This window comes from Providencia sp. PROV116 (assembly GCF_028482485.1).
In the GTDB taxonomy this organism is placed as follows: Bacteria; Pseudomonadota; Gammaproteobacteria; order Enterobacterales; family Enterobacteriaceae; genus Providencia; species Providencia rettgeri.
In genome coordinates, this window is sequence record NZ_JAMPQO010000011.1 from 16,825 (window position 1) to 30,670 (window position 13,846).

The 13,846-nt window shown below is 42.2% G+C and carries 11 protein-coding genes; all 11 read right to left on the reverse strand.

The window, feature by feature from the left end; all coding sequences use genetic code 11:
• Positions 1-7: 7 nt before the first annotated feature.
• The 11 genes from dnaE to uppS all read right to left on the reverse strand — a co-directional run bounded on the left by dnaE (position 8) and on the right by uppS (position 13,740).
• Positions 8-3,490: a DNA polymerase III subunit alpha gene (gene dnaE / locus PSE72_RS08215; RefSeq protein ID WP_198641593.1), complete on the reverse strand. Its 3,483-nt coding sequence runs from the start codon at positions 3,488-3,490 to the stop codon at positions 8-10.
• 11 nt (positions 3,491-3,501) lie between these two features.
• On the reverse strand, positions 3,502-4,095 hold the full coding sequence (gene rnhB, locus PSE72_RS08220) for a ribonuclease HII (protein ID WP_115167779.1): 594 nt from the start codon (positions 4,093-4,095) through the stop codon (positions 3,502-3,504).
• Complete coding sequence (lpxB, locus tag PSE72_RS08225; protein WP_115167780.1) at positions 4,095-5,246, reverse strand: lipid-A-disaccharide synthase; 1,152 nt, start codon at positions 5,244-5,246, stop codon at positions 4,095-4,097. Before lpxB ends, rnhB begins: the two co-directional genes overlap by 1 nt.
• Positions 5,247-5,290: 44 nt before the next feature.
• Entirely contained in the window at positions 5,291-6,088 is a 798-nt protein-coding gene (lpxA, locus tag PSE72_RS08230) for an acyl-ACP--UDP-N-acetylglucosamine O-acyltransferase (protein ID WP_004908785.1), read from the reverse strand.
• A 1-nt stretch (position 6,089) separates the two neighbouring features.
• Entirely contained in the window at positions 6,090-6,542 is a 453-nt protein-coding gene (gene fabZ, locus PSE72_RS08235) for a 3-hydroxyacyl-ACP dehydratase FabZ (RefSeq protein WP_004257450.1), read from the reverse strand.
• A gap of 129 nt (positions 6,543-6,671) precedes the next feature.
• Complete coding sequence (lpxD, locus tag PSE72_RS08240) at positions 6,672-7,709, reverse strand: UDP-3-O-(3-hydroxymyristoyl)glucosamine N-acyltransferase (RefSeq protein WP_109911804.1); 1,038 nt, start codon at positions 7,707-7,709, stop codon at positions 6,672-6,674.
• 3 nt (positions 7,710-7,712) lie between these two features.
• Entirely contained in the window at positions 7,713-8,207 is a 495-nt protein-coding gene (gene skp / locus PSE72_RS08245; protein WP_115167781.1) for a molecular chaperone Skp, read from the reverse strand.
• Positions 8,208-8,296: 89 nt separating this feature from the next.
• Positions 8,297-10,711, reverse strand: coding sequence for an outer membrane protein assembly factor BamA (gene bamA / locus PSE72_RS08250; protein ID WP_109911803.1), 2,415 nt, complete (start codon positions 10,709-10,711; stop codon positions 8,297-8,299).
• A 42-nt stretch (positions 10,712-10,753) separates the two neighbouring features.
• Entirely contained in the window at positions 10,754-12,106 is a 1,353-nt protein-coding gene (gene rseP, locus PSE72_RS08255) for a sigma E protease regulator RseP (protein ID WP_115167782.1), read from the reverse strand.
• An 8-nt stretch (positions 12,107-12,114) separates the two neighbouring features.
• The gene (gene cdsA / locus PSE72_RS08260; protein ID WP_004908774.1) at positions 12,115-12,975 is read right to left on the reverse strand and encodes a phosphatidate cytidylyltransferase; all 861 of its coding nucleotides are present in this window, start codon (positions 12,973-12,975) and stop codon (positions 12,115-12,117) included.
• Between the two features lie 9 nt (positions 12,976-12,984).
• Entirely contained in the window at positions 12,985-13,740 is a 756-nt protein-coding gene (gene uppS, locus PSE72_RS08265) for a polyprenyl diphosphate synthase (RefSeq protein WP_109911801.1), read from the reverse strand.
• Positions 13,741-13,846 lie beyond the last annotated feature (106 nt).

The following is a 13,846-nucleotide window of genomic DNA, read 5'->3' on the forward strand; positions in this document are numbered from 1 at the left end:
TCCTATTTTAGTCAAATTCTAATTCTACCTGCTCACTACCCAGCAGAGTTCGAAGATCGTTCAAAAGGGGATCCACTGGCGTCACACGCCAAACAACACCAAATTTAAGCTTGGCTCTGGCATCATCCTTCTGGTAATACAGATGAACCGGGATCGTTCCTGAACGATGAGGTTCAAGAGTACTGCGAAGCCGGTTCAGCAATTGATCGTTAATTTGTTTATCTGACAGTGAAATTGCAAGTCCTCGTGCATATTTTTCCCTTGCTTCACTAATATCCATTAACTCACGCACTGTCATTTTATTACCACCATTGAAATCATCAAAGCTGACCTGACCGGTGGCTATCAGGATATTGTCTTTTTCCAACATATGTTGGTACTTATCGAGTGCATCTGAAAATAACATAATATCCAGACGACCGGAACGATCATCAAGCGTACAAATCCCGATTCTATTTCCACGCTTGGTTGTAATCACTTTAGCTGAAAGTACTAAACCTACCACAGTTGTTACTTGACCACGAGGGGTGGGGTTCACATCTTTTAATCTAAGCCCATTAGTATAGCGCTCTATTTCGCTCAAGTATCGCGTTATTGGATGCCCTGTTAAATATAAACCAAGCGTCTCTCGTTCACCATCCAATACTACTTGCTCTGGCCATTTAGGTACACTTGCATATGAACTTTCAACTTGTTCAGGTGCTTCAGCTAGTACACCAAACATATCGGCTTGGCCTATTGCCTCTGCTTTAGCATGTTGGTCAGCCGCTTTTAACGCATCCTCAAGGGAAGACATCAACGCTGCACGATGAGGGCCTAATCGGTCAAATGCCCCTGCCATGATAAGCTTTTCCATCACACGACGGTTAATTTTTTTAATATCAACTCGCGCACAAAGGTCAAAAATCTCTTTAAAGATGCCGCCTTGCTGACGAGCTTCAACAATGGCTTCGATCGGGCCTTCACCGACCCCTTTGATTGCACCGATACCGTAAACTATCTCACCTTCATCATTTACATGGAAGTGATAAAGCCCACTATTGATATCTGGCGGCAATACTTTTAAGCCCATTCGCCAACATTCATCAACTAAACCGACCACTTTTTCCGTATTATCCATATCAGCGGTCATGACTGCAGCCATAAATTCAGCGGGATAGTGTGCTTTTAACCATAATGTTTGATAAGAAACTAAAGCATAGGCAGCTGAGTGCGATTTATTAAACCCATAACCGGCAAATTTCTCTACCAAGTCAAAGATTTTCATTGATAGCTCGCCGTCTATCCCGTTTTTGATTGCACCTTCTTCAAAAACAGAACGCTGCTTCGCCATTTCCTCAGGTTTCTTTTTACCCATCGCACGACGTAGCATATCCGCACCGCCAAGCGTATAGCCAGCTAAAACCTGAGCAATCTGCATAACCTGTTCTTGGTATAAAATAATGCCATATGTGGGCTCTAGAACAGGTTTTAATGATTCATGTTGCCATTGTACATCTGGATACGATATTTCTTCACGACCATGCTTACGGTCAATAAAGTTATCTACCATGCCTGATTGCAGAGGCCCGGGACGGAACAATGCCACCAGTGCGATCATATCCTCGAAGCAGTCGGGGCGTAATCGCTTAATTAAGTCCTTCATTCCACGGGATTCTAATTGGAATACCGCTGTGGTTTCTGAACGTTGCAGCATATCAAAGCTTTTTTGATCGTGTAGCGGAATAGCTGCAATATCAATTGGTTCTAAGTTTTTCTTAGCACGACGCGCGTTGATCATTTCCAACGCCCAGTTAATGATCGTCAACGTCCGTAAACCAAGGAAGTCAAACTTCACTAACCCTGCATATTCGACATCGTTTTTATCGAATTGTGTGACAGGGTTATTACCTTCCGCATCACAATAAAGCGGCGCAAAGTCAGTAATTTTAGTTGGAGCGATAACCACCCCACCCGCATGTTTACCAGCATTTCGTGTGACACCTTCGAGCTTACGCGCCATATCGATAAGCGCTTTGACCTCTTCATCAGCTTCATAAATTTCAGGTAGCTGTGGTTCTGCTTCGAACGCTTTTTCCAGTGTCATACCGGGGTCTGGCGGCACTAATTTTGAAATTCTATCCACAAAACCATATGGGTGCCCAAGTACGCGCCCCACGTCGCGGATAACCGCTTTGGCCGCCATAGTACCAAAGGTAATGATTTGTGAAACAGCGTCACGCCCATACATTTGGGCTACGTGATCAATCACTTGGTCGCGTTTTTCCATACAGAAATCGACGTCAAAGTCAGGCATTGATACACGTTCAGGGTTCAAGAAACGCTCAAATAGTAAATCGAATTCCAGTGGGTCAAGGTCTGTTATTTTTAATGCGTAGGCAACAAGGGAACCTGCCCCAGAACCTCGCCCCGGCCCCACAGGTACGCCATTATCTTTTGACCATTGGATAAATTCCATCACGATCAAGAAGTAACCGGGGAACCCCATCTGATTAATCACATTAAGTTCAATTTCCAGACGCTCATCGTATTCAGGGCGTTTTTCCGCTCGTACTTTTTCGTCTGGGAATAAAAACTCGAGGCGCTCTTCTAACCCTTCTTTTGACCGCATAACCAAAAAGTCTTCGGTTTTCATATCCCCTGTTGGGAACTGCGGTAAGAAGTATTCACCAAGGCGAATTGTGACGTTACAACGCTTAGCAATCTCTACACTGTTTTCTAACGCTTCAGGGATGTCAGCAAATAGCTCACACATCTCTTCTTCGGAACGTAAATATTGCTGAGGGCTATAATTTTTAGGCCTTTTTGGATCAGCTAATGTAAAACCATCATGGATAGCAACACGTATTTCATGGGCATCGAAATCACTACTATCAATGAAGCAAACATCATTCGTTGCAACAACAGGCAAGCCTTTTTTAGTTGCTAACTCGACAGCCGCATGCAGATAACTTTCTTCATCTGGCCGCCCGGTTCTGACTAACTCTAAGTAGTAGTTATCTGGAAAATGCGTTTCATAGAATGCAAGGCACTCATCCACTAAGGCTTGATTACCCCTTAATAGAAATTGCCCGACATCCCCTTTACGGCCACCAGATAGTAAAATCAAGCCGTCTTTGTGCTTAGCCAGCCATTCACGTTTAATCGTTGGTCCAACCGCGCCATAGCCTTTTTGGTACGCTTCAGAGATTAGTAGGGTAAGGTTTTGATAACCTTCATTATTCCGTGCCAAAACAGTTAAGTGAGATATTTCATCACCCAATAGTTCACTTTCCACATAAAAATCAGCACCAATAATGGGTTTGATCCCTGCACCATGTGCTGCACCATAAAACCGGACTAGCCCACAAAGGTTAGTAAAATCGGTGATCGCAAACGCAGGCATGCCCATTGAAGCCACTTTTTTAACCAGTGGCCCCGTTTTGGCTAGCCCATCAATCATGGAATAGTCACTGTGAACACGTAAATGAATAAAACGAGGTGATGCCATCGACCTAATACCTACTTATTGCTGTCTAAAGCTCTTCTCACTGGAGCAAAGCTTTTACGATGGAATTCAGTTGCACCATACTCCGCCAATTTTTCTAAATGATACGCGGTTGGGTAGCCTTTATGCTTCGCAAAGCCATATTCAGGAAAGGTTTTGTCCAATTCGACCATTTCCCTATCCCTAATTACTTTAGCTAAAATGGATGCTGCACTAATTTCTTGTACTAGGCTGTCGCCTTTAATGACTGCTTGTGAAGGCATTGGCAATTTAGGGCAGCGGTTGCCATCAATTAAAACATACTCAGGAACAATAGATAAACCCGCAACGGCGCGCTGCATCGCTAACATAGTTGCATGTAATATATTTATGTTATCAATTTCTTCTGGTTCTGCGCGACCAATGCACCAACACAGCGCTTTTTGTTGGATTTCATCAAATAATTTCTCACGTTTTTTTTCGGTGAGTTTTTTTGAGTCTGCCAGCCCTGTAATTGGGTTATTGGGATCAAGAATCACTGCCGCGGTCACTACAGCTCCAACTAGCGGGCCTCGACCCACTTCATCAACACCAGCGATTAAATTTGCTTTTGGATAGATAAATTCCATTAATTTTTGACCATATCTAATACCGCTTCAGCAGCTTGTTTATCTGCATCACAACGAATGAGCTGATGTAATTGTAAAAAAGTTTGTTTCAGGTTTTCAACCTGTTCTCCACCATCTAGGAGAGGAAGCAACTGCTGTGCGAGTTTATCAGGCTGGCATTCCTCTTGTAGTAACTCCTTCACAATTTCTTTTTCTGCTAACAAATTAGGCAAAGAAACATACGGCGTTTTCACTAACCGTTTAGCTAACCAGAAAGTGAAAGGTTTCATACGATACCCCACCACCATTGGGCATTTTGTTAGCATACACTCAAGTGCTGCTGTTCCTGATGCTAACAAAGTCGCATCTGCTGCAATCATTGCATCACGTGCCTGACCATCTAAAATATGGACTTGCAATTCAGGTGCGGTATTTTCTTTTATCTCATCAAACTGCTGGCGGCGTTTTTCATTCACCAACGGCACCACAATATGTAAATCAGGGATATTGCGTTGTAATATTTTCGCTGTATTGAGAAAATCTGCGCTTAGCATTTCGACTTCTGAATGACGACTTCCTGGCAGTAAAGCCAAACATTTAACATGCTCAGGAATATTCAGCCGATGTCGAGCGGCTTGTTTATCAGGATGTAATGGAATGGCATCCGCCATTGTATGCCCGATAAAACGGCAAGGAACATTAAAACGGTCGTAAAATGCTTTTTCAAAAGGTAAAAAAGCTAATACTAAATTTGTTGAACGACCAATTTTAAATACCCGCTTCTGGCGCCATGCCCAAACTGATGGGCTAACGTAATGAATGGTTTTGATACCTTTCGATTTTAAGCGCCCCTCTAGGGTAATATTAAAATCAGGGGCATCAATCCCAACAAAAACATCCGGCTGTAGTTCAGTAAAACGCTGGGTTAAATCCTTACGAATGGATAATAGCCGAGGTAGACGGCCAAGGACTTCAACAATGCCCATGACAGCAAGCTCTTCCATTTCATACCAAGCTTCACAACCTTCCGCTTGCATTAATGGACCAGCAACACCAACAAAGCGAGCATCTGGTATTTGCTCTTTAAGTGCACGGATAAGCCCAGCACCGAGAATATCACCAGATGTTTCTCCGGCAACAAGGCCAATAGTAAGTGGGCGGCTATTATTCACCGAAATTCGCTCCTTATTAAAGGCCCAGATTCATTAATACTAGATTAACGAATAATACCACGTTTAGACTGTGCTGAATCCTCTAAGAAATCACTAAACACTTTAACGTGTTCATTGGCTTTTGCCGCTTCCGCGATTTCTTCACGTGCTTCTTCTAATGATTTACCTGAACGATATAACACCTTGTATGCATTACGAATAGCATGTAGTGATTCTTTTTCAAAACCACGGCGTTTTAAACCTTCAAGATTTAAACCAAATGGTGTTGCGTGGTTACCCTGTGCAATAACATAAGGTGGCACGTCTTGTGCAACACCAGAGCAACCGCCGACCATAACATGAGCACCAATTTTACAAAATTGATGAACTGCGGTCATACCACCAATGATGGCATAATCACCAAGTGTTACATGGCCACCTAAAGTACCGTTATTTGCAATAATACAACGGTTGCCAATGATACAATCATGGGCAATATGCACATTCACCATCAGTAAATTATCATTGCCCACTTTTGTCAGGCCAACATCTTGAACTGTACCACGATGAATAGTTACGCTTTCACGAATACGGTTTCTATCCCCGATTTCAACTCGTGTTGGTTCACCTTGATATTTAAGATCTTGGTTAATCTCACCAATGGAAGCGAACTGGAAAATCACATTGTCACGGCCTATTTTTGTATGGCCATTAACGACAACATGAGATTTCAACTCAGTACCTTCGCCAATTTCGACATTCGCGCCAATATAACAAAAAGGGCCAATACGAACATTGGCACCGATGATAGCTCCATCTTCTACGATAGAGGACGGATGAATATAGGCTGTATTATCAATCATATCAGACCTCACGGCGACGGGCGCACATCATTTCTGCTTCGCAGGCCACTTCTCCATCAACTTTAGCAACACCTTTAAAACGTGCAACTCCGCGACGTTCTTTAATAAATTCTACTTCTAAGACCATTTGGTCTCCTGGTAGAACAGGACGTTTAAAACGCGCATTGTCTATCGCTGCAAAATAGTACAACTCACCAGGCTCTAATTTTCCAACGCTTTTAAACGCAAGGATCCCAGTCGCTTGTGCCATGGCTTCTAAAATTAATACGCCAGGAAAAATGGGTTTGCTTGGAAAGTGCCCTTGGAAAAATGGCTCATTAAATGACACATTTTTCACTGCACGCAATGATTTGCCTTTTTCAAAATCTAATACACGGTCAACCAAAAGGAATGGGTAACGGTGTGGAAGCAGTTCTAAGATTTCTTCTATATTCAGAGTATGATTATCACTCATCGAAATACTCTTCCTGTCTATTAATACGGTTTAATTAATGAATCGGCCTGCTTTAACCCATAAATTAGGTTAACTGGCAGGCCGGAAAACGTAACTCAGATAACTATTTTAGCCTGAATTACAAAATGATTACTGATTTTTTTGATTTTGGCTATCTAATTCACGCTCAACGTGTTTCAGTCTCTTATTCATCTCATTGATACTTAAGACTAAAGCAGCTGTTTTACGCCAAGCTTTATTAGGCTGTAAAGGAATTCCTGAAGAATATACTCCAGGTTCAGTGATAGGCCTCATGACCATACCCATTCCTGTTACTGTGACCTTATCGCAAATTTCCATATGACCGTTGATGACGCTAGCCCCACCAATCATGCAGTAACGACCGATTTTTAAACTACCAGCCATGATAACCCCGCCAGCAACTGCGGTATTATCACCAATTATGACATTGTGTGCAATTTGGCATTGGTTATCGATAATAACCCCATTACCAATCACAGTGTTATCTAACGCACCGCGATCAATCGTTGTGCTTGCACCGATCTCAACACGATCGCCGATGATCACTGTACCTAACTGAGGAATTTTGATCCAATTACCACGATCATTCGCATAACCGAAACCATCTGAACCAATCACGGTGCCAGATTGAATTAAACAATGTGTACCGATTTCGATATTGTGGTACACGCTGACATTTGCCCATAAACGGGTGCCTGTGCCTATGCGTGTATTTTTACCGACAAAACAACCTGCGCCAATCACCACATTATCGCCAAGTTCAACACCACTTTCGATAACAGCATTTGCGCCAATTGCGACATTCTTACCGAGTTTTGCATCATCAGCAATTACCGCTGATGCGTGGATATCTTCAGCCGGACTTGGCGTTGTATCCATAATTTGAGCCATGCGTGCATAAGCAAGGTATGGGTTATCCACTACCAGTGCAGCTACTTTACATGCTTCGAGATCTTTTGCTGTGAGAACCACCGCTGCAGCTTGGCAATCGGCCAATTTGTCACTATAACGGCTGTCAGATAAAAAAGTAATCTGTTGATTATTCGCTGAATGCATTGGAGCAATACCAGTGATGGTAATATCACCATCACCGTGTAATTGCGCATTCAACTGCTGAGCAAGGTCAGCCAATCGAATTGAAGACATCTATTATTTAACCTGTTTTTGAACCTGACTTGTAATGTCAACGCTATCTTTTGCATAGGCAACTGCATTTGCATCGATAACGACATCATAGCCTTCTTTAGCGGCAACAGACTTAATAGAGTCCTGAATGCGAGTTAAAATTTTAGTACGCTCTTCACCTTGACGACGACGGTTGTCTTCTTCAAATTTTTGCGCTTTTTCAGCGAATTGATCACGTTTAGTCATGAGTTCAGATTCAAGCTTTTCGCGCTCACTTTGCTTCATAGTTGCACCATCACGGCGCAATTTTTCAACACGAGTTTGCAAATCTTTTTCTAGATTTTGTAACTCAGTCGCACGGCTTTTGAATTCACTTTCAAGCTGTTTAGCAACGGCTTCACGCGCAGGCATATTTTGGAAAATTTCACCAACATTGACGATAGCGATTTTCTCAGCATAAGCACCCGCAGACATTGCTAAAGCAATACTCACACCCGCTGCACACAACAATTTTTTCACACTAAACTCCTTAACCCATACGTATGGCTGGAAATTTTGGTTGCTCCCACAAAATTATGGGAGCCATCATAAGTAGAAACTGGAATAGCTTACCACGTTCTACCAATATTAAATTGGAACTGTTCTGATTTATCCCCTTCGTAGTCCTTAATCGGCTGCGCATAAGAGAAGACCAGTGGTCCAAGAGGGGACATCCATTGTAAAGCAACACCAGCAGAAGCACGGACGTTAGTTGCCTTACCGTAGTCAGGCATACCTTTACGCCAATCAGCATTGATACTGTTCCAATTAGTGTCCCATACTGTACCCGCATCAACGAACAGAGACGTACGAACTGAGTTCGAATACTTTTCGTCAATAAATGGAGTCGGAGTGATTAACTCAAATGATGCCGCGTACATCGCATTACCACCGACTGCATCACTTGATGGGCTTCCTGGCTCAGGGCCATCCACACCATTAATTCTCTTCAAGTAAACCGCTTTTGGACCGATATTATTCGAACGAAAACCACGAATGGTGCTTGAACCACCCGCATAGAAGTTTTCGTAGAATGGCATTTGTTTACTGCCAATACCATCACCATAACCTGCTTGTGCACGTCCCAGAACTACCCAAGTTTGGTCTTCATCCAGTGGGTAATACTGTGCGGTATCAAAGCGCAGTTTATAGTATTCGTTATCAGAGCCAGGTATTGTTACTTTACCCGATACGTTCGTTTTATTACCCGATGTTGGGAAGAAACCACGGTTTAACGAGTTATAAGTCCAACCTAAGTTAAGCGTAAAGTCATCCGCATCAAAACTTTCTTTATTACGCCCATTTTCTGTAACTGGTGGATTTTTCCCCATAGAGTCGAGGTAATCCCACATCGCAGCTTGAGCTCGCATGTCTGAAAGTCGGTTATGAACGTAACCCGCACCAACACGGAAAGAGTTATTTTCATTGAACGGGAAGCTTAAGAAACTGTCTAGACCATACGTTTTGTTGTTATAGCCTGATAGATCCGCATCTTTCGCACTAAAGTCGTTATAGAAAATACGACCGCCTAAGCTCACACCATTCACGGTGAAATACGGGTCAGTAAATGAGAATTCAACGTTAGTTGAGTAGTCATTTTTACTTGCGTTAATACCAACCGCATTACCTGTACCTAACCAGTTATCTTGTGTAACCCCAACTTGGAAACTCACACCACTTTCAGTACCAAAACCGATACCAAAGTTCATTGAACCTGTATTACGCTCTTTAACTTTGTAGATAACATCTACTTGGTCAGGACTGCCCGGTACACGTTGAGTCTCAACATCAACAGTTTCGAAATAACCTGTACGATTCAGACGTTCTTTACCGAGTTCAACAAGGTCATTTCCAAGCCATGCCCCTTCCATTTGGCGCATTTCACGACGCAAAACGGTGTCTTTACTGGTGTCATTGCCTTGGAAACGAATTTCACGCACATAGAAACGGTTACCTGCATCAATATTTAAATGCAATTTCACGGTTTTATCTGCATCGTTGATTTCAGGCTGTGTCATTACTCGAGGATATGCATAACCATAGCGGCCAAACATATCTTTGATTTTGTTTTCCATGCTTGTCACTTGAGCACCGTTATATAACTCTCCCGGTGTGATAGTGATAAGTTCTTGGATTTCAGTTAAGTGATCTGCAGTATTACCATTAACTTCGACACCCGATATTTTGTATTGGTCGCCTTCAGTAATGTTAATCGTAATATAAATGCCTTTTTTGTCTGGAGTCAGACTGACTTGCGTGGAGTCAATGTTAAAACGTGCATAACCGCGGTCAAGATAAAAACTGCGCAGAGTTTCTAAATCACCCGCCAGTTTTTGCTTCTGGTATTTTTGGTCAGCAGCAAGGTTCCACCAAGGTACATCATCACGCAATTGCAGCTTATTAACTAATTCTGCTGTAGTGTAATTTTTATTACCTACAATATTAATTTGCTGAATTTGAGCTGAAACACCTTCAGAGAAAACAAATTTTAAATCCACACGGTTACGTGGTAAAGGTGTCACAACAGCTTTTACTGTTGCATTATATTTACCAACGCTATAGTAAAAGTCTTCTAAACCTTTTTCGATATTCGCAATTGTCGTGCGGTCAAGTGCCTCACCAACGCGGATATTTGAAGCTTCCAAGTTCTGCTTGAGCATATCATCTTTAACAGACTTATTACCTGTAAAGGTGATACTGGCAATCGTTGGCCGCTCTTTAACTTGAACGATCAGCGTGTTTCCATCACGCAGGACCCTAACATCTTCGAAGTTACCGGTTGAAAATAGGGAACGGATCGAACGGCTGATATCATCGTTATCAACTGAATCGCCAACCCTAACTGGCATGTTCAATAATGCTGCACCAACGGCGACGCGTTGTAGACCTTCGAAACGAATGTCTTTAACTACGAATCCGTCTGAACCGTATGCAGTGGCGCTGCCGAAAAGCAGCGACGCTATGAGCAACTTTTTCATCGCCATCGTTGTTATGCGTATTCCTTACTGGTCCCCAGCTTATAAAAATTAGAAGCGAGAGAAATCATTAAAAAGTGCAAGTCCCATTAACAGAATCAATGCCATTGCACCTATCCGAAAACTAAAGTCTTGTACTCGCTCAGACACTGGACTTCCTTTAATTTTTTCAATTAATAAGAAGAGCAAGTGCCCCCCATCTAAAACAGGCAATGGAAACAGATTGATGATACCTAAATTGACGCTAATAAGCGCAATAAACATCAAATAATATACCAAGCCTGACTCGGCGGATACCCCCGCACCTTTAGCGATAGATATCGGACCGCTCAAGTTATTGAGTTTGACATCCCCAACAACTAGTTTACCCATCATATTGACCGTCAACTTCATTAACTGCCACGTCTTATCACTGGCTTGGTAAAACGCAGAGAATGGTCCATATTGCTGCACCATTTTATATTCATCTGCTAACGGTAACACTGAAAGTTCTACGCCTGCAAATCCAATTTTCTCTCCACGTTGTCCATCTTGGCTATCAGGAGTCAACGTGAGTGAAACCAATTGTTGCGACCGTTGTACTTCTAGTTTTAACGGTACACCTGGGTTATTACGAATAATTCGTGTTACTGGGTTCCAAAGGCCTAATACCTCCCCGTTAACACTGACTATTCTGTCACCTTTCTGTAAACCTGCTCGTTCGCCAGCTAACCCCTCAGTGACTTTTTGAATAACAGGGTCAATTTTTGCAGAAACAGGCATTATCCCTAACGACAAAATTGGATCTTGTTTCTCAGGATCAAACTGCCAAGTCGTTAAATCAACCGTTTTTGTCATCGGTTCATTATAACCACTCGGTAATACTTGTGCAGTCAGTTCGTGGTCACCTATTTTGCCGACCAATGCTAAGCGAACTGAATTCCAATCAGGAGTTTCGATGCCATCAATGGATTTTAGTTCCATTTTTGGTTCAAAATTTGCAATTGCCGCAATAGAACCTGGTTTTACGTCTTCAATGACAGGTTTCACAGAAGGAACCCCTATCATAAAGACTACCCAATAGACAACAATTGCTAATAAAAAGTTCGCAATGGGCCCCGCACCAATAATGGCGGCTCGTTGACCTACTGTTTTATTATTAAACGCTTGATGACGACGCTCAGGAGAAACGCTACCAACTCGCTCATCAAGCATTTTGACATACCCCCCTAACGGGATCATTGCCAAAACAAATTCAGTACCTTGTTTATCGACTTTGCGCCATAACGTTTTGCCAAAGCCAATAGAGAAGCGCTCAACATAAACACCACAGCGACGAGCAACCCAGTAGTGACCGAACTCGTGTACTGTAATTAACACGCCTATCGCGATAATAAATGCAGCTAAACTCCAAATAAATCCCATGTATCTTCCTAAAGACCAAAACCGTTAAAAATTAACAAATTTAGCCCAGCAAAAACAGGGATTGCTGCCGTCAGGCTATCAATACGATCCAAAATACCGCCATGCCCTGGAATTAAGTGGCTACTATCTTTAATACCTGATTGACGCTTAAACATACTTTCGGTCAAATCACCAAATACTGATACTACAACAACAATAATTGAAGTCACTAGTAAATAATCAGGCATCACAGGGATTGGCGCAAAGGCGCTAAATAACCATGAGATAATCCCTGCTGTTATCAGCCCACCGACTAAGCCTTCCCACGTTTTACCGGGAGATACCTTAGGTGCCATTTTGTTGCGTCCGATAGTACGACCAAATGCATAGGCACCTGAATCCGCCCCCCAAACTAGCAACATGACATACAGTAACCACCAAGCACCGAAGAATGTATCACTTTGATAACCCACAGTTCTTAAAACCATCATTCCACAATAAAATGGGATAATCGTTAACACGCCAAATAACAACCGGATAATTGCTGATTTACCCCAAGAAGCCGATGCTGGGTAGGTAACAACTAAAATAATCGCTATTACCCACCAAATAAGACCTGCCCACAGGCCATACAAAACCATAGGCTCAGAGGAGAACTGGTTTATATTGGAGATAGAAAATTGCATTGCAAGTAATATTGCTGCAAAAACAACCGCCAACCCGACACGTTTAGCTTGTGAATGCCAGCCGACAAATTGTGCCCATTCCCAAGCTCCTAAAGCACAAACCGCAATTACGACAAGCCCAAAATTTGCTGGGGAAAGTAAAAACAGAGCTGCTATAACAATCGGTATTAAGACTATCGCAGTAAGTAAACGATATTTCAGCACATCTATCCCCTATTCCTTGCCCAGTTCATCATCTGATTCAGCTCCACCATAACGGCGCTCACGCTTACTAAAAGCATCAACTGCACTCTGAAACACCATTTCATCAAAATCTGGCCACAAAACGTTGGTGAAATAAAATTCCGCATAAGCGACTTGCCATAATAGGAAGTTGCTAATGCGATGCTCCCCACCAGTTCGAATGACTAAATCGACATTTTCTTGATCATGCATACAAATATGGTCATTAATATTTTCTTCATTGATGTCATCAATAGAAAGCTCACCACTTTGTACCTTTGCAAATACTTGTTTTACACTGTTACTGATGTCCCAGCGACCACCATAGTTCGCGGCTATATTCAGTTTTAACCCAGTGTTGTTTTGCGTTAATGCTTCTGCCTTATCAATTCTTTTTCTGAGGCGTTCACTAAAACGACTAATATCACCAATGACTTTTAGTTTGACATTGTTTTTATGCAGGTTCTTAACTTCATTATCAAGGGCAAAAACAAATAGTTCCATTAGAGAACTCACTTCTTTCTCTGGTCGTCTCCAGTTTTCACTGCTAAATGCATACAATGTGAGCGAACTAATTTTATTTTTCACCGCAAAACGCACCGAATTACGGACAGATTCAACACCTGCCTTATGACCTGTAATTCTGAGTTTCCCTCTTTGCTTAGCCCATCGACCATTACCATCCATAATGATAGCAACATGCTTAGGCATCATTGAATCAGAGAGATTTTCACCACTAGAGTTCATTAAATATTAATCCTTGTGAGTACCACTTTGAGTATACAGACCAATAATAACTACTATTATTGAATTTGCTGATAAGACACATCCTTAATTCTCAAAGTAGTGCTAT

Excerpts from the sequence above, each read along its gene's own strand:
- dnaE (WP_198641593.1), bottom strand. The coding sequence starts at position 3,490 with ATGGCATCACCTCGTTTTATTCATTTACGTGTTCACAGTGACTATTCC.
- rnhB (WP_115167779.1), bottom strand. The coding sequence starts at position 4,095 with ATGGAATTTATCTATCCAAAAGCAAATTTAATCGCTGGTGTTGATGAA.
- lpxA (WP_004908785.1), bottom strand. The coding sequence starts at position 6,088 with ATGATTGATAATACAGCCTATATTCATCCGTCCTCTATCGTAGAAGAT.
- fabZ (WP_004257450.1), bottom strand. The coding sequence starts at position 6,542 with ATGAGTGATAATCATACTCTGAATATAGAAGAAATCTTAGAACTGCTT.
- lpxD (WP_109911804.1), bottom strand. The coding sequence starts at position 7,709 with ATGTCTTCAATTCGATTGGCTGACCTTGCTCAGCAGTTGAATGCGCAA.
- bamA (WP_109911803.1), bottom strand. The coding sequence starts at position 10,711 with ATGGCGATGAAAAAGTTGCTCATAGCGTCGCTGCTTTTCGGCAGCGCC.
- rseP (WP_115167782.1), bottom strand. The coding sequence starts at position 12,106 with ATGGGATTTATTTGGAGTTTAGCTGCATTTATTATCGCGATAGGCGTG.
- uppS (WP_109911801.1), bottom strand. The coding sequence starts at position 13,740 with ATGAACTCTAGTGGTGAAAATCTCTCTGATTCAATGATGCCTAAGCAT.